Source organism: Thermococcus cleftensis, assembly GCF_000265525.1.
GTDB classification, from domain to species: domain Archaea; phylum Methanobacteriota_B; class Thermococci; order Thermococcales; family Thermococcaceae; genus Thermococcus; species Thermococcus cleftensis.
The window spans coordinates 1,518,494-1,532,717 of record NC_018015.1 but is presented as its reverse complement, the minus strand read 5'-3'; the positions used below and the strand labels follow the sequence as shown (position 1 = coordinate 1,532,717).

Annotated in this window: 17 protein-coding genes; 8 read left to right on the top strand and 9 right to left on the bottom strand. The window is 57.7% G+C overall.

Annotated elements, in window-relative coordinates; genetic code table 11:
- Nucleotides 1-103 precede the first annotated feature (103 nt).
- The 3 genes from mce to CL1_RS08320 are packed head-to-tail and all read right to left on the bottom strand — an operon-like array spanning nt 104 to nt 1,941.
- A complete protein-coding gene (gene mce / locus CL1_RS08330; RefSeq protein WP_014789439.1) occupies nt 104-508 on the bottom strand; it encodes a methylmalonyl-CoA epimerase in 405 nt (134 codons plus the stop codon).
- Nucleotides 505-1,464: a methylmalonyl Co-A mutase-associated GTPase MeaB gene (gene meaB / locus CL1_RS08325; RefSeq protein WP_014789438.1), complete on the bottom strand. Its 960-nt coding sequence runs from the start codon at nt 1,462-1,464 to the stop codon at nt 505-507. The genes mce and meaB overlap by 4 nt, the downstream gene beginning before the upstream one ends.
- A gap of 45 nt (nt 1,465-1,509) precedes the next feature.
- Nucleotides 1,510-1,941: a cobalamin B12-binding domain-containing protein gene (locus tag CL1_RS08320; protein ID WP_014789437.1), complete on the bottom strand. Its 432-nt coding sequence runs from the start codon at nt 1,939-1,941 to the stop codon at nt 1,510-1,512.
- Nucleotides 1,942-2,063: 122 nt separating this feature from the next.
- Here CL1_RS08320 and CL1_RS08315 point away from each other — a divergent pair, with 122 nt between their 5' ends.
- The gene (locus tag CL1_RS08315; protein WP_014789436.1) at nt 2,064-2,720 is read left to right on the top strand and encodes a PHP domain-containing protein; all 657 of its coding nucleotides are present in this window, start codon (nt 2,064-2,066) and stop codon (nt 2,718-2,720) included.
- Between the two features lie 134 nt (nt 2,721-2,854).
- On the opposite strand, the gene CL1_RS08310 is transcribed toward CL1_RS08315, so the two are convergent.
- From CL1_RS08310 to CL1_RS08290, 5 genes are read right to left on the bottom strand one after another with little or no spacing between them, the layout of a single operon-like run.
- Nucleotides 2,855-3,415 carry a Maf-like protein gene (locus CL1_RS08310; RefSeq protein WP_014789435.1) on the bottom strand — a complete coding sequence of 187 codons (561 nt, stop codon included), beginning with the start codon at nt 3,413-3,415 and terminating at the stop codon, nt 2,855-2,857.
- Between the two features lie 21 nt (nt 3,416-3,436).
- Complete coding sequence (locus CL1_RS08305; protein ID WP_014789434.1) at nt 3,437-3,622, bottom strand: hypothetical protein; 186 nt, start codon at nt 3,620-3,622, stop codon at nt 3,437-3,439.
- The gene (locus CL1_RS08300) at nt 3,600-3,851 is read right to left on the bottom strand and encodes a hypothetical protein (protein ID WP_014789433.1); all 252 of its coding nucleotides are present in this window, start codon (nt 3,849-3,851) and stop codon (nt 3,600-3,602) included. The genes CL1_RS08305 and CL1_RS08300 overlap by 23 nt, the downstream gene beginning before the upstream one ends.
- Entirely contained in the window at nt 3,835-4,077 is a 243-nt protein-coding gene (locus tag CL1_RS08295; RefSeq protein WP_148267297.1) for a hypothetical protein, read from the bottom strand. Before CL1_RS08295 ends, CL1_RS08300 begins: the two co-directional genes overlap by 17 nt.
- Nucleotides 4,078-4,113: 36 nt before the next feature.
- Nucleotides 4,114-5,922: a PINc/VapC family ATPase gene (locus tag CL1_RS08290; RefSeq protein ID WP_014789432.1), complete on the bottom strand. Its 1,809-nt coding sequence runs from the start codon at nt 5,920-5,922 to the stop codon at nt 4,114-4,116.
- Between the two features lie 80 nt (nt 5,923-6,002).
- Between CL1_RS08290 and minD the strand changes: the two genes are divergently transcribed.
- From minD to CL1_RS08255, 7 genes are all read left to right on the top strand, one after another.
- Nucleotides 6,003-6,740, top strand: coding sequence for a cell division ATPase MinD (gene minD, locus CL1_RS08285; RefSeq protein WP_014789431.1), 738 nt, complete (start codon nt 6,003-6,005; stop codon nt 6,738-6,740).
- A complete protein-coding gene (locus CL1_RS08280) occupies nt 6,737-7,480 on the top strand; it encodes an ATP/GTP-binding protein (RefSeq protein ID WP_014789430.1) in 744 nt (247 codons plus the stop codon). The genes minD and CL1_RS08280 overlap by 4 nt, the downstream gene beginning before the upstream one ends.
- A 128-nt stretch (nt 7,481-7,608) precedes the next feature.
- Nucleotides 7,609-9,051: a DUF7411 family protein gene (locus tag CL1_RS08275; RefSeq protein ID WP_014789429.1), complete on the top strand. Its 1,443-nt coding sequence runs from the start codon at nt 7,609-7,611 to the stop codon at nt 9,049-9,051.
- Nucleotides 9,052-9,193: 142 nt separating this feature from the next.
- Complete coding sequence (locus CL1_RS08270; RefSeq protein WP_014789428.1) at nt 9,194-10,399, top strand: cell wall-binding repeat-containing protein; 1,206 nt, start codon at nt 9,194-9,196, stop codon at nt 10,397-10,399.
- A 37-nt stretch (nt 10,400-10,436) separates the two neighbouring features.
- On the top strand, nt 10,437-11,465 hold the full coding sequence (locus CL1_RS08265) for a glycosyltransferase family 4 protein (RefSeq protein WP_048152177.1): 1,029 nt from the start codon (nt 10,437-10,439) through the stop codon (nt 11,463-11,465).
- Between the two features lie 40 nt (nt 11,466-11,505).
- Complete coding sequence (locus CL1_RS08260) at nt 11,506-12,525, top strand: L-threonylcarbamoyladenylate synthase (protein WP_014789426.1); 1,020 nt, start codon at nt 11,506-11,508, stop codon at nt 12,523-12,525.
- Nucleotides 12,526-12,609: 84 nt separating this feature from the next.
- Nucleotides 12,610-13,773 (top strand): hypothetical protein, encoded by a 1,164-nt coding sequence (locus CL1_RS08255; RefSeq protein WP_014789425.1) that lies wholly within the window; start codon nt 12,610-12,612, stop codon nt 13,771-13,773.
- Nucleotides 13,774-13,783: 10 nt separating this feature from the next.
- On the opposite strand, the gene CL1_RS08250 is transcribed toward CL1_RS08255, so the two are convergent.
- Nucleotides 13,784-14,209, bottom strand: coding sequence for a hypothetical protein (locus CL1_RS08250; RefSeq protein ID WP_014789424.1), 426 nt, complete (start codon nt 14,207-14,209; stop codon nt 13,784-13,786).
- Nucleotides 14,210-14,224: the final 15 nt, after the last annotated feature.

Genomic DNA, 14,224 nt, shown 5'->3' with positions numbered 1-14,224 from the left:
TAAGTGTTACTGTGTAAAATTGGAAGATTAGCAACATACCAAAAATACCACATGAAACTGAAAGGAAATACAAAATGTTGGAAACTTATGGAAATTAAACCGGCTATTCTGTCTTCCTTTCGCAAAGTTCGAGGAGAACACCGGTCACTGCCTTCGGGTGCACGAAGGCTATCTTGGCCCCGCCGGCACCTATGCGTGGCTCCTCGTCTATGAGCCTGTAGCCGGCTTCCTTGAGCTTCTCTAGGTGCGTCTCGATGTCATCGACGCCGAGGGCTATGTGGTGTATGCCCTCCCCCCTCTTCGCTATGAACTTGGCTATCGGTGAGTCCTCCGCCGTCGGCTCGAGGAGCTCAATCCTGCTCTCACCGACGTGGATTATCGCGGTTCTCACCTTCTGGTCCGGTACCTCTTCAATCTCCTCGACCTTGAGACCGAGGCCCTCCCAGACCTTTATGGCCTCTTCCAGGTTCTTGACGGCTATACCAACGTGGTCTATCTTCCTTATCATACCTTCACCCCCAGTGCTTTCTCCAACACCTTATCCGCGGCAGAGTAGGGGTCGATTTCACGCCTCACAACTCCGTCGATCAGGGAAGCTACCTCCCCCTCGTTGAGCTTCTCGCCGACGATGCGGGATATTCTGCCGGAGACTATGGTCTTAACCTCTTCCTCCGCCCGGAAGCGCCTCTTGCGCTCTATCTCGCCGCTCTCCACGAGGAACTTCCCGTGGTCGTTGATGGCCTTCCACAGCTCCCGGATTCCCTTCATCGTCGTGGCGACGGTCTCGACTATCGGCGGCCTCCAGCCTCTCCTTTCCCAGCGCTCCTTCTCGAGGTCGAGCATGAGGTTGAGCTCGAAGTACGTCGCGTCCGCCCCCTCCTTGTCCGCCTTGTTTATGACGAAGACGTCCGCTATCTCCATCAGGCCAGCCTTTATGGCCTGTATGTCGTCTCCCAGGCCAGGAACCGTGACGAGGACGACGGTGTCAGCAGTCTTGACGATGTCTATCTCTATCTGCCCAACGCCGACGGTCTCGACGAAGATAACGTCGCAGCCGTAGGCGTCGAGAACCTTTATGGCGTCGTTTGTGGCCTTGGCGAGACCGCCGAGGGAGCCGCGCGTGGCCATGCTCCTTATGAAAACCCCAGGGTCGGTGGAGTGACGCTGCATTCTTATCCTGTCACCGAGCAAAGCTCCGCCAGTGAAGGGGGAGGTTGGGTCGATGGCTATGACGCCTACAACCTTCCCCTCCTCCCTGGCGACCCTGATGAGCTTGTCGAGGAGCGTGGACTTACCCGCCCCCGGCGGCCCGGTTATCCCGACAATGTAGGCGTTGCCGGTGTGAGGGTAAATCCTGGATATTATCTCCCTCGCTTTCTCCTCGTCGTTCTCAACGAGGGTTATGAGCCTGGCAGTTGCCCGCTTGTCCCCACGGAGCATTCTCTCTATGAGGCCCTCTAGCATCGTCACCACTCGGACAGATTATCCAAAAGAAATTATAAAGTTTGCTCACTCCTCCCTGAACTTCCTGAGCTTGGGGACGTTCTCGTCTATGAAGGCTATGATGTCTCCGATGGGGCTTCCCGGGCCGAAAACCTTGGCGACGCCCATCTTCTCGAGCTCCTCCGCGTCGTCGGGCGGGATTATTCCGCCGGCTATGACGAGCACGTCCTCGTTCACCCTGAGGCCCCTCTCCTCGAGGAGCTTGAGTATCTTGGGAATGAGAACCATGTGGGCACCGGAGAGTATGCTTATCCCAAGGACATCGACGTCCTCCTGGATAACACTCTCGACTATCTGCTCCGGCGTCTGCCTGATTCCAGTGTAGATAACCTCGAAACCGGCATCGCGCAGGGCCCTGGCGACGACCTTAGCTCCCCTGTCGTGACCGTCAAGTCCGGGCTTGGCGACGAGAACCCTAACCTTGGAGCGCTCGACCATCTTCACCACCGCTTCCTTTTCTCCCCTGCGGTATTTAAAGGTTTGTCAAAACTCAAGGTTGGGCTTTACTTTGGATATTTTGTCCAGAAAGGGTTTTTAACCCCTCGCCGGGAGGTTGAACCATGCCCAAGTTCGCACACGACGCCCACACCCACACCGTTTACTCGGACGGCATCGGGGGGATAGCCGAGAACATAGCGGCCGCCGAAGAGAAGGGGCTTAGACTGCTCGGAATAACCGACCACGTCCACTACCTCTCAGAGAGAACCCTCAGCAGATACGTCAGGGAAATAAAGCGGTGGGGAGGGGAGGCCGAGATAACGGTACTGGCCGGAATCGAAGGGAACTTAACCTTTAACGGCGTGGACGTGCCGGATTTCATGGCCAGAAAGCTCGACTACGTGATAGCCAGCGTCCACGAGTGGCTGGAGAGCCCGAGCCAGTACATCGAGCTGGTGAAGTTGGCCCTCATCGATGAGAACGTGACGGTTATAGGGCACTTCGGGGCGAACTTTCCCCACATCGGATATCCAACTCTGGAGGAGCTCGAGGAGGTTCTCGAGCTGGCCGAGGCCAACGGAAAGGCCTTCGAGATAAGCTCCCGCTACCGCGTCCCCGATTTGGAGTTCGTGAGGGAGTGCATAAGGCGGGGAATAAAGCTCACCTTCGCAAGCGACGCCCATTATCCCCCCGCCGTCGGGAGCGTCTCCTGGAGCGAGAAGGTCTTCAGGAAAGCGGGAGGGAGAAAGGAGGACCTGCTCTTCGAAGAGTTCCTGTAGGTTTTCGTTATTTCAGCCCTCCCCGAGGCCGAGTTCAATTTTGAGATCACCAAGGACAAAGAGGCCCAAAATCGCGGGACGCCCTTGTTTTCCTTCCAGATTTAAGCATCTCATGGCCAGAGAACCGAGCCAGTTCAGCGCGACAAGACCTCAAATCCAAGCTCCCGGAGCTTCCAGATTATCTCTATGGGGAAGCCCACGACGTTGTAGTAGTCGCCCCTGATCCACTCTACCAGGAGCCCTCCCAGTCCCTGAATTCCATACGCCCCCGCCTTGTCCATCGGTTCACCCGTTGCCACGTACGCCCGTATCAGTTCCTCGTCCAGCTCGCGGAACTTCACGTCCGTCGTCACGGCACCGCAGAGCTCCTTCCCCCCGTGGATTATGCAGTATCCCGTGGTGACCTGGTGAACCCTGCCGCTCAGCAGTTTCAGCATTCTGACCGCGTGCCCCTCGTCCCTCGGCTTTCCCAGTATCTGACCGTCCACGCTCACCACGGTGTCGGCGCCGATGACAGTGCCGCCAACCCTGGAGTAAACCTCCCTGGCCTTCCTCCTGGCGAGTTCGACGGAATAATCTCCTGGCTCCCTGAGCCGGCACTCCTCGCTGGCGTTGCTTGGCACCACCTTGAACTCAGGGACGAACCTCGACAGTATCTCCCTCCTCCGTGGACTGGCGGAAGCTAGCACGAGCATGGTCAATGCTCCGGTGGAGGGTTAAAAAACGTTGCGAGGATTAAGCAATCTCCTGATGCTCGAGATTAAAAGGTAGACAAAGGCCATGATCCACAGGAAGTTGCCAACTACCGTGCCCTCCGTTCCAACCCACAGCGCGGAGAGGTGAGCCAGCAGGCCACCGATGGCAAGACTCCAGAAAAGTCTATCCCTCCAGAGCACGGGCATCTTCACCACTCCCCGATTCTCCGGGACACGCCTCCATCTCCCTTCTAAGCGATTCGATTTCCCCTCTAAGCTCCCTCCGAACCTCGCCCATCTTCCAGATGACGATACCAAAGGCAATCACAAGGAGGCCAAACCCCAGGACACGTCCTTCGGTTACTATAATACCCGCCAGCCCGAGGGCGCTCAGGATCGCCCCGAGGGTTTCCATGGGGTCATAGCGGCTTTCCATCTTCTTTCTCCCTCCTGAGCGACTCGAGTTCCTTCCTCAAAACCTCGACCTCATCACTGAGCTGCCACACTTTGACTAGAAGGACTACCAGAATCGCAAGGGGTAGGAGCCCGAGCAGGAGGAGCATCAGCGCTGGGCCGCCAGGAATGAAAGGGGCAAGTATGAGGGCGAGGAAGAACACCGCCACTAGGGTGGCCAGGACGTCGGCCGCTCCCAAGCTTACCACCATAGAAAAGAAGAAAACAAACTATAAAAGATTTTCTCAAGCACTTGCCCAGATGGGTATCCCTGCCTCGATGAGCCTCTTGAGTTCCTTGCCTATCGGTGTGCTCTTGCTGACCTTGACGAGGCCCTTCTTGCTCGGCGTTGCCGTGAAGACGTACTGCTCGCCGCCGTAGAACTTGAGAGGTTTTTTGGCGTAGTCAGGGGAAACTCTGAGCACTATCGTTTTCTTCTTCTCCTCGACCTCGACGGGTATCTTTTCCTTGGGTTTCTCCGCCTCCCTCTCGGCGAAGCTCTTGACGTCTATGCTTATGCCAATCCTCTTCTCCAGCTCGGTTATGCGCTTGCCCTTCTTGCCGATTATGGCCGGAATGTCGAACTCGTCCGCGTAGATCACCGCCTTGTGCGGGCTGACTATCTCGACCTCGGCGTAGACATCTGGCAGGAACTTCTTTATCTCCTGCTTGAGCCTCTTCTCGGCGAGCCTTAATGCCGGAGCCTTCTCCTCCTTCTTTACCGGAACGACGCTTATCTCCTCGCCGTAGGTGTATATCTCGTACTCAAGCTCGCCCGTCTCGAAGTCCCTGACCTCTATGACTGGCCTCGCTAAATCCTCCTCCTTCATCCCGCTCGGCACCTTGACGAGGTACTCGAGCGTCAGAACTTTGGCAACCCTTCCGGCCTTGATGAATATCACCGTGTCAACTATCTGGGGTATCATCCCCAGCTCGACCCTTCCGATGAAGCGCTGTATCGCGTCTATCGGCTTGGTCGCGTGCACGACACCGACCATTCCAACGCCGGCAAGCCTTAAATCCGAGTAAATCTTGAAGTCGCTCGTCTTCCTCATCTCGTCGAATATCGTGTAGTCCGGCCTCACAAGGAGGAGTATGTCACCGGTCAGCTCCATTCTACCTTTTAAAGCTGTGTACTGCGTTATCTCCTCACCCACCTGAAGGTCGCGGGGCTTTTCCATCGTCTTGACGATCCTTCCCATTCCGGCGTACCACTCGGCCAAGGCTTGAGCAAAAGTTGTCTTTCCCTCTCCGGGGGCTCCTGCAATGAGCACGCCAGCCGCTTTGTTCCTGAGCCTCTCCAACAGCTTCTCACTCAGCTCGTAGTCCTCTATACCGAGTTTCTTGACGGGCCTTACGGCGGTAATCTCAATCCTGTCGGCGAAGGGCGGCTTTGCTATGACGATACGGTAGTTCCTGAGCTGGACCACCGTTGCTCCGGGCTCGTCGAGCTCTATGAAGCTCTCCGGATCACGCCTTGCGCGCTCGACGATGTCATCTGCAATCTCCTCGAGCTCCTCATCACTGAGCGGTTCGTCCCTAACGGGAACGAGCCGCCACTCTCCCGGGCGGCCTTTCTTCGCTAGGGGCCGGAGGCCAGCCTTCAGGTGGACGCTCATCGTGGTCTCGTCGAAGAAGTCCTCGAGACGGTGCCTGACCTCCTTCTTAGCGGTCAGGTAAATGACGTCGATGCCTTTGGCTATCGCGATGTCCCTCTGCACCTGGTCGCCGGTGATGAGGGTCGCCCCAAGGACCCGAGCCGTCTCACGGACGAGGTTGTCTATCTCACCCGACTTGGCAGTTCTTATCTGCCATAGCTCCGGCCTCTCCCCGTGGAACTCGAGGAGAATCCTGTCTCTGTCAGCCATCTCCCGGAGCTTTTTAAGCTCTTCCAGGCCGGTGTGGCCTATCGCCTTCCCCTCGTTGGCCTGGTGCTCTATCTCCGCTATGACCGCCTCCGGAATCACAACCTTGACCTTCTCGTCGAACGCTGAAAGGAACTGCGTGAGCCTCCCATCGACGATAACGCTCGTATCAGCTACGAACACCTTCATCTCTCCCACCTCTTTCCCTCTTAACGTCGGTGTGGCTAAAGGTTCATAAAGGTTTAGCCAGAAATAGAATGGGTGGGAAGATGGGAAGGCTCATCTCCATAGCGAGCGGCAAGGGGGGCACCGGAAAGACCACCACCGCCGCGAACCTCTCCATAGCCCTCGGGAAGATGGGTTACAAGGTGTGCGCCGTCGATGCAGACCTGACGATGGCCAACCTGAGCCTCGTGATGGGAATAGACGACGCCTACACGACCATTCACGACGTCCTCGCCGGACGGGCGGACATAAACGACGCAATATACGCGACCGCCTACGAGAACGTTCACGTTATCCCGGCCGCCATCGACTGGGAGCACGTCATAAGGGCCGACCCGAGGAGGCTTCCCGAGACCATAAAACCCCTCAAGGGCAAGTTCGACTTCGTTATAATCGACTCTCCAGCCGGCCTCCAGATGGACGCTATGAACGCGATGCTGAGCGGTGAGGAGGTTCTCCTAGTCACCAATCCCGAGATTTCCTGCCTAACCGATACAATGAAGGTCGGAATGGTTCTCAGGAAAGCCGGCTTAGCTGTTCTTGGCTTCGTCCTCAACCGCTACGGCAGGAGCGATAACGACATACCTCCGGACGTCGCTGAGGAAGTTATGGAGATTCCTCTCCTCGCGGTTATTCCCGAGGATCCGCCGGTCAGGGAGGCAACGCTTGAGGGGGTTCCTGTGGTAGAGTACAAGCCCAACTCGCCGGGCGCAAAGGCCTTCATGGAGCTGGCCGAGAGGATAACGAGGATAGCGGGGTTCAAGGCGAGGGTGATGCGATGATACTGGTGTTCATAGGCACCGCTGGAAGCGGGAAGACCACCCTCAGCGCGGCCTTCGGAAGGTACCTAGAGGAGAACGGATACTCGGTGGGGTACGTGAACCTGGACACCGGGGTCAAGAGCCTCCCCTACCGGCCGGACGTCGACGTGAGGGAGAGCGTCACCGCATGGGAGCTTATGGAGGAGGGCCTCGGTCCGAACGGGGCCATAGTGGAGAGCTACGACAGACTTCTGCCGGAGGTGGACGAGTACGCTTCCAGAATAGCCAGGCTGGACGGGGAGAGGGACTACATCATGGTGGACACGCCGGGGCAGATGGAGACGTTTCTCTTCCACGAGTTCGGCGTGAGGCTGATGGAGAGCCTCCCGGAGCCGCTCGCGGTCTACCTCTTCGGCCCGGAGATACTGAAGGAGCCCCACGACTTCTGCTTCGTCCGGTTCTTCAGCCTCATGATAGACCTCCGCCTGGGCACGACGACGGTTCCGGCCCTCAGCAAGGTGGACACCGTGGAGGACCTTGAGGGATACAGAAAGTTCCTAGACGATATCGAGTACCTGACCGCAAGGCTAAAGCTGGAACCTTCGACACAGGGGCTTCTAGCTCACAAGATGTGCTCCGCCCTGCCGGAGCTGGCGCCGCCGACGAGGGTGGTCTACCTCTCGGCAAGAACGGGGGAGGGCTTCGACGAGCTTGAAACCCTCGCCCACGAGCACCGCTGCACCTGCGGCGACCTCACATAATTCCAGGTTCAGTTTTTCGTCCCTTTTCTGGACGAACGTTCAGCGTTTCCGGTTCCGTTTCATCACTACACCACATCGAAAGCGGGAAGCCTTATCTCGGCGACTGTGTATTTAACGCGGTGGGAGAGATGTGCCTGATTGCCGGCGGAGTGGGTTCAAATCTGAGGGAAAGGTTCGTCACGATGATACTCGCAGGAAAGCACAGGGGAGAAGACAGCTTCGGCGTCTGGACCGACGGAGGAGTGTTCAAATCAGGCGACTTCTCCAGAGTCTCGGAGATTCCGGACGGAAGGATAGGTCTCCTCCAGTGCAGGCTTGCCATGACCGGCTCCAAAGCGTTTACCCAGCCCTTCGTGAACGAGCTGGCCCTGGTCCACAACGGCGAGATATACAACCACCGTGAGCTGAGGGCCTGGCTGGAGGGAAAGGGCGTCTCCTTCGAGAGCGACGTGGACAGCGAGGTTATTTTGAGGCTCATCGAGTTCTTCCTCGATGGGGGAATGAGCGTTTCTGAGGCCGTCGGAAGGGCGATGGGAATGCTTGAAGGGGACTACGCGGTTGCCTTCTCCAACGGGGAGAGGATATACCTCTTCCGCGACCCCATTGGGATAAGGCCCCTATACTTCTCGCCCAGGGGTTTCTTCGCCAGCGAGAGGAAGGTTCTATGGTCGATAGGCGAGGAGGCGATTCCCGTTAGGCCCGGGGAGCTGGTCATCATCGACAGAAATACCATCAAGCGGGAGACAGTTTTTTCCCTAGCCCGGCTGAGGAGAAAGCCCCTCGACCCAAAAAGGGCCGTCGAAGCGGTTGCCAGAGCCCTTACCTGCGCCACCAGGCACCGGGTTGGGAAGAGAACCGGGATCCTGTTCTCCGGCGGGCTGGACAGCTCGACCATCGCCCTCATCGCTTCGGAGTACTCGGACGTCGTCCTCTACACCGCCGGGGCCGAGGGGAGCCAGGACCTCGAGTGGGCGAGGAAGGTCGCCGACCTTCTGGGGCTTCCCTTGAGGGAGAGGGTCTTCGACATCGACGACGTGAGAGATGCCGTCCCCAGGGTCGCCTTCGCCATTGAGGAGCCGAACCCGATGAACCTGGCCATAGGGGTTCCCCTCTACTTCGCCACGGAGCTGGCCAGGAAAGACGGGGCCAGGGTGCTCCTCAGCGGGCAGGGGGCGGACGAGCTCTTCGGCGGCTACGCCAAGTACCTCGAGAGGCCCGAGCTGATGGAGCGCGACCTGGAGGAAATAGGTGAGAAGAACCTCGCGCGCGACGACAAGATAGCGATGCTCAACTCGGTCGAGGGCCGCTTCCCCTTCCTCTCCCTGCCGGTTGTCTCGGCGGCGCTGAACACGCCACTGGAGGCCAAGATTTCCGGCGGGAGGAGGAAGGTCGTCCTCAGAAAGGCGGCGTTAAAGCTCGGACTCCCAGAGGAAGTGGCATGGAGGGAGAAGAAAGCCGCCCAGTACGGCAGCGGTTCGCAGAAAATCCTCGAGAGGCTCGCAAAAAGCGAAGGGCTGAGGCTGAGAGAATACGCTGAGAAACTTTTCATTGAGACGTTTAAACGGGGATAAACGTTCCTGAACGTTCTTTAATGTTTCCGCCCCAAAGGGGGCATCTCAACGTTTTTTCCCGCTCGCAGAGCTAACCGGGGCAAACGGTTTCGTGAAAAAGGCTTAAATAGGCCCTTTTCGATGGATAGAGTGGTGAGAGAAGGTGAAGGGAAAGGCAACTGGGGTCATTCTCATAGGGTTCATCGTGCTGTCACTGCTCCCCCTGCCGGGCGCATCTGGCGCGGAGAGCGGGATAGTGATACTCGTCACGGACAACGAGGCCGATCTGGCGGTGGCCAAGGGTGCGGCGGAACTTCTCGGGGCGGAGGTTGTGGTAAGTCCCTGGGGAACGTACAGCCCCGAGGTGAGCGCCGAGATACTCAGCGCCGCACCGGGAATGGTGATAATCATCGGCGGTCCCGTGGCCCTTCCGGAGGACTACACGGGCGACCTGAAGGACTTCGGAATACCCTACGAGCGCTGGTACGGTGAGACCAGGTACGGCACGAACCTCGCCGTCATACAAGGACTCGCCAGGGAGTTCCCAGAGGTTCTAAGGGACGTGAGCACGGTGGTCGTGGCCAACGGGAGAGACGCCCTCGCCCTCAGGGAGTACGCAAATTCCATCACCGCTGGCACGGGAGAGAAGCCGCTCCTCGTTCTCACGGACGAGGGAAAGACCAATGAGACCCTCGAAGCCCTATCACGGCTGACAGAAATTAGAAAAATCCGCTACATAGCGACGGAGGACGATGGAAGGCCGATGTTTCCCCTCAACAAGGGGGCAATTCAGGGGTTCGTTAGGGAACACTTCGGTGGAAACGTCAGCGTGGAGGAGAGGACATCTCCTCCTGGACCGAGAGATGCCCTGATACAGCTGGCCGTTGCCGAGAACCGAACCACGAGGGCGGAGGAGCTTCTTGACGGCCTCCAGATACCCCAAGCAAGGGAGAGGCTTGAGAAGGCAAGGGGGCTCCTCCAGAAAGCGAGGGAAGCCTACGGCGCCGGGGACTACGTGGAAGCCTACGCTCTATCCGTCAGGGCAAGTGGTGAAGCGGATTTCGTGATAGCGAGGGCCTACAGCGAGGTCAGGACGATATACCAAGGCTCCGCCAAGATAAAGCTCCAGGTTCAGCTCTCCCAGCTCGAGGCTATGCTCAAAGTTTTAAAAGCCAGGGGCTACGACGTGAGCGAGGCCGAGGAGCTCCTCCAAGAGGCAAGGGGGGCCCTGGAGAGGGGCGACTACTCGTACCTCATCAACGACCTCATACCGATGATCAAGGAGAAGATAGCCGAGGAGACCGTCTGGAAGGGAGGCATTCCGAGGCCTCCCGGGCCGCCATCTGGAAGGGATAAGGGGAAACCATAAGCCTTTTTAAAACCCTTCCCAATTTTTTCCGGTCACAATGAGGATTCTAATGGTCGGCCACTACCCGCCGCACGGGGGAGGAGTTGCTAACCACCTCGACGGCCTCGTGAGGGAGCTGAGGAAGAGGCACGAGGTCCACGTTCTCACATACGGCCCAATCAAGCCGAGGGAGTTCGAGAGGGATTTGGTTCACCAGGTGAAGGTTCCCCGGGTTTACGGTCTCAGGGGGACGAGCTTCGCGTTCCTGGGAGCAGGGAGGATAACGAGGCTCCAGGGGAAGTTCGAATTTGATTTAATCCACGCCCACTTCGTTGGAACAACGAGCTTCGCCGGAGTTCTAGCGAAGGAAAGGCTAAACCTCCCGCTCGTCGTGACCGCCCATGGGAGCGACCTGGAGCACACGGCAAAGCTGAGACTCGGGAGGTTCTACGTGAAAAGAACCCTGGCCGCGGCGGACGAGATAATAGCGGTCAGCCACTGGCTGGCGAGGAAAGCGCTCGACCTCGGAGCTGAGAGGGTCAGGGTCATTCCGAACGGCGTGAGGGAGCTGAGAAGTGTTCCTGGAGCCAGGAGGTACGTAACCTTCATCGGTGCGCTCAGAGAGTACAAATCCCCGGAAACCTTCATCGAGCTTGCCAGACACTTCCCGAGCGAGGAGTTCCTGGTGGTGGGCGACGGCCCGCTGAGGGAGAGGCTTGAGAGGGAAGCGCCGGAAAACGTCCGCTTCCTCGGCTACCGGGAGGACGTTGATAGAATCCTCTCGGAGAGCAGGCTCCTGGTTCTCCCCTCGAGGAGGGAGGGCTTCGGACTCGTTATTATCGAGGCTAACAGCCTTGGGGTTCCGGCAGTTGGAAGGAGGGTGAGCGCGGTTCCCGAGCTGATACGCGAGGGCAAGAACGGACTGACCTTCCAAAGCTTCGACGAACTCATTGAGGCTGTGGGGAAGCTCCTCGAACCAAAGGCAAACAGGAAAGCCGGCTCAACCGGAAGGCACGTTTCAAAGATCTACTCCTGGGAGAAGGTTGCGAGGGAAGTTGAGAAGGTTTACGAGTCCGTCCTGGGATAGGTTTTTAACCGCTTTTTCTCGCCCTCTCCAGGGTGAGAGAATGACGGTAATAATCAACATGCGAGACGGGATCGATGAGAGAAAGATAAGGGTCGCCGCGAGGTTCATACTGGAGGGCAAGCTGGTGGCCTTCCCGACCGAGACGGTTTACGGACTGGGAGCCGATGCCCTCAACGGGGAAGCCGTGAGGAGAATTTTCGAGGCGAAGGGCAGGCCGGCAGACAATCCCCTAATAATCCACATAGCGGACTTCAGCGACCTGAAAAAGCTCGCGTCAGAGGTTCCGAAGGAGGCGAAACTTCTGGCCGAGGAGTTTTGGCCTGGCCCCCTGACATTCGTTCTTCCCAGGAAGGAAGAAGTCCCGCTCGTAACCACCGGGGGTCTTGACACGGTCGCGGTTAGAATGCCCTCCCACCCGATAGCACTCTCCCTAATAAGGGCCAGCACGCCGATTGCTGCCCCTTCCGCCAACATAAGTGGGAAACCTAGCCCAACACTTGCGGAGCACGTGATTGACGACTTCTACGGAAAAATCAAGGCCATAATAGACGGGGGAGAGACGAGGATAGGCGTGGAATCGACGGTGATAGACCTCAGCTCCGAGAAACCCACCCTCCTGAGACCAGGAGGCCTGCCGCTGGAGGAGATCGAGAGGGTGATAGGTCCAGTGGAGATACACCCGGCGGTGAGGGGGAAGCTGATAGACGTCGCCCGCGCCCCGGGAATGAAGTACAGGCACTACTCACCGAACGCCCAGGTCATAGTGGTGGAAGGGCGCAGGGAACGGGTGAGGGCAAAGATCGAGGAGCTGGTGAGGGAGTACCGCTCAAAAAGCTATCGCGTTGGGGTCATGGCAACGGAGGAGTTCGAGGCCGACGAGTTCTTCCACCTCGGGAGGAGCGAGGAAGAAGTCGCGAGAAACCTCTTCAAGGCCCTGAGGGAGCTCGACAGGCGAGGGGTAGACGTCATAATCGCGGAGGGCGTTGAGGAGAAAGGCCTGGGCTTCGCGGTCATGAACAGGCTGAGGAAGGCGGCCGGATACAGGATAGTCTGGGCATAGACAACGCTTAAATATTGTGATTGCCAAGATTTAGGCAACATTCGCGGACTCGAATCATGTGAGGTGAGAGATTTGGTGGGCAATATGGGACTGGAGGGGCCGGAGGACCTCGAGCAGCTCGCCATCAAGAAAATCAACAGCGGCGAGTTAAAAGAGGGCCTCAAGCTCATGCTCCGAGCCGCAAAGGGCTACGAGGAGGAGGGAAAGGCTGAGGACGCCGCCAGGCTTTTCAAATACCTGGGCTACGTGCTCCTCGAGAGAACAGGGTCCATCGAAAAGGCCCGCCCCTCCCTTCTAAAGAGCGCTTACCTTTACTTGGATTTAATCGATAGGGAGATATCCAAGCCGGACGTGGACATAGACACCCTCGACGAGTACTGCTTCAGCGTTCTTGAGATATTCGCCACCCTGAACGACCAGAAGAACCTTGAGAAGTATGCCGAGGAGTTTGCGGGCATATACGAGGAGCTTGGCAACTCCTACCAGGAGAACGACGATCTAGAAATTGCCATACGGGCCTACGAGACGGCCTACAGGTACTACAAGTTGATGGGCAACGAGGAGGCGTACAAGAGGATAGCAGAGACACTTATAACCCTCTACGGCCAGGTGGCCGAGAGCAGGCTGGAGAGTGGAGACACGAAAGGGGCAGCCAAAGCCTTCTACCACCTGGCAGGATTCACAAGGGCGCTCTTCGGCTACGACATACACTTCATAGAAATGATGGACACCGCCGCCAAGAACTTCGAGAAGGCCAGCAAAACCGCCTACTCCAACGGCGACCTCGATGGGACGACGAGCTGTCTCGTGAAGGCCCAATATGCGTACCTCCTAGCCAGAAACTTCAACAGGGCCAAGCTCATTGGCCTCAACACGGCAAGAATGCTCTACCAGGTCATAAGCTCCCACCGCTCGAGGGGGGACTATGAGAAGGCGGCGGAGAAGCTCGTGGAGCTGAGCGAGGCGCTGATAGGCATAGGGAAGCTGGAGGAGGCGATGGGAACCTACAAGAGCGCCCTCGAGACGAGGAGCACGATGCCGGCAAGGGTTCGCGTTAGAATAGCCGTCCTCAAGAAGTTCGCCGCCGAGAACGGCAGGGAGGACGTCCTCGACGACATCGAGAACATTGAATACTACCTCGGCAGGAACAAACACACCAAGGCGCTGGAGCTGGCGGAAAAGGCCATGAGAAGGGACGGGCTCGTGGAAGTGCTGGAGAAGATACACGCGGCCGAGGGGTACGGCTGAAAAAGGAGAATCAGGGAGAGGACTTGACCTCAACCCTCGGAATGGGTATGTGGTACGGAAGGCGCATCTCCTTCGCGAGGAGCATCAGCATCGGGGAAACTTCCTTGGTTATGAAGTTCACGACCTCCGCGAAGGTGACGGGGTCTATCTTCTTTTCATCTTCCCACAGGCCAAGTATCTCATCTATCTTGTCCTTCTGCGGCGGAAGGTAGAGTATGGCGCCCTCTATGGCACCCTGGGCGATTCTAGGGTTGTAGTCAATCTCGTACCTGAAGAGGACCTCGATGCCGTTCATCTTTCCGGTCGGGGTGCGTATCTCCCCGAGGCGCATCTCCTTAACTTTGGGGGAGAGCCTGACCTCTATCTGGCCCGACGGAGCGGAGACACCGAGCTTTTCCATTTCAACCTTGGTTATGTTGAACCCGAGTACTGGCATTTTCTTTCACCACCC

What these genes read in the sequence shown, in the direction of transcription:
- CL1_RS08255 (WP_014789425.1), top strand. Translation starts at nt 12,610, where the DNA reads ATGGGACTGGAGGGGCCGGAGGACCTCGAGCAGCTCGCCATCAAGAAA.
- CL1_RS08305 (WP_014789434.1), bottom strand. Translation starts at nt 3,622, where the DNA reads ATGCCCGTGCTCTGGAGGGATAGACTTTTCTGGAGTCTTGCCATCGGT.
- CL1_RS08290 (WP_014789432.1), bottom strand. Translation starts at nt 5,922, where the DNA reads ATGAAGGTGTTCGTAGCTGATACGAGCGTTATCGTCGATGGGAGGCTC.
- CL1_RS08300 (WP_014789433.1), bottom strand. Translation starts at nt 3,851, where the DNA reads ATGGAAAGCCGCTATGACCCCATGGAAACCCTCGGGGCGATCCTGAGC.
- CL1_RS08260 (WP_014789426.1), top strand. Translation starts at nt 11,506, where the DNA reads ATGACGGTAATAATCAACATGCGAGACGGGATCGATGAGAGAAAGATA.
- CL1_RS08275 (WP_014789429.1), top strand. Translation starts at nt 7,609, where the DNA reads ATGTGCCTGATTGCCGGCGGAGTGGGTTCAAATCTGAGGGAAAGGTTC.
- mce (WP_014789439.1), bottom strand. Translation starts at nt 508, where the DNA reads ATGATAAGGAAGATAGACCACGTTGGTATAGCCGTCAAGAACCTGGAA.
- CL1_RS08265 (WP_048152177.1), top strand. Translation starts at nt 10,437, where the DNA reads ATGAGGATTCTAATGGTCGGCCACTACCCGCCGCACGGGGGAGGAGTT.
- CL1_RS08315 (WP_014789436.1), top strand. Translation starts at nt 2,064, where the DNA reads ATGCCCAAGTTCGCACACGACGCCCACACCCACACCGTTTACTCGGAC.
- CL1_RS08310 (WP_014789435.1), bottom strand. Translation starts at nt 3,415, where the DNA reads ATGCTCGTGCTAGCTTCCGCCAGTCCACGGAGGAGGGAGATACTGTCG.
- CL1_RS08250 (WP_014789424.1), bottom strand. Translation starts at nt 14,209, where the DNA reads ATGCCAGTACTCGGGTTCAACATAACCAAGGTTGAAATGGAAAAGCTC.
- CL1_RS08280 (WP_014789430.1), top strand. Translation starts at nt 6,737, where the DNA reads ATGATACTGGTGTTCATAGGCACCGCTGGAAGCGGGAAGACCACCCTC.
- minD (WP_014789431.1), top strand. Translation starts at nt 6,003, where the DNA reads ATGGGAAGGCTCATCTCCATAGCGAGCGGCAAGGGGGGCACCGGAAAG.
- meaB (WP_014789438.1), bottom strand. Translation starts at nt 1,464, where the DNA reads ATGCTAGAGGGCCTCATAGAGAGAATGCTCCGTGGGGACAAGCGGGCA.
- CL1_RS08320 (WP_014789437.1), bottom strand. Translation starts at nt 1,941, where the DNA reads ATGGTCGAGCGCTCCAAGGTTAGGGTTCTCGTCGCCAAGCCCGGACTT.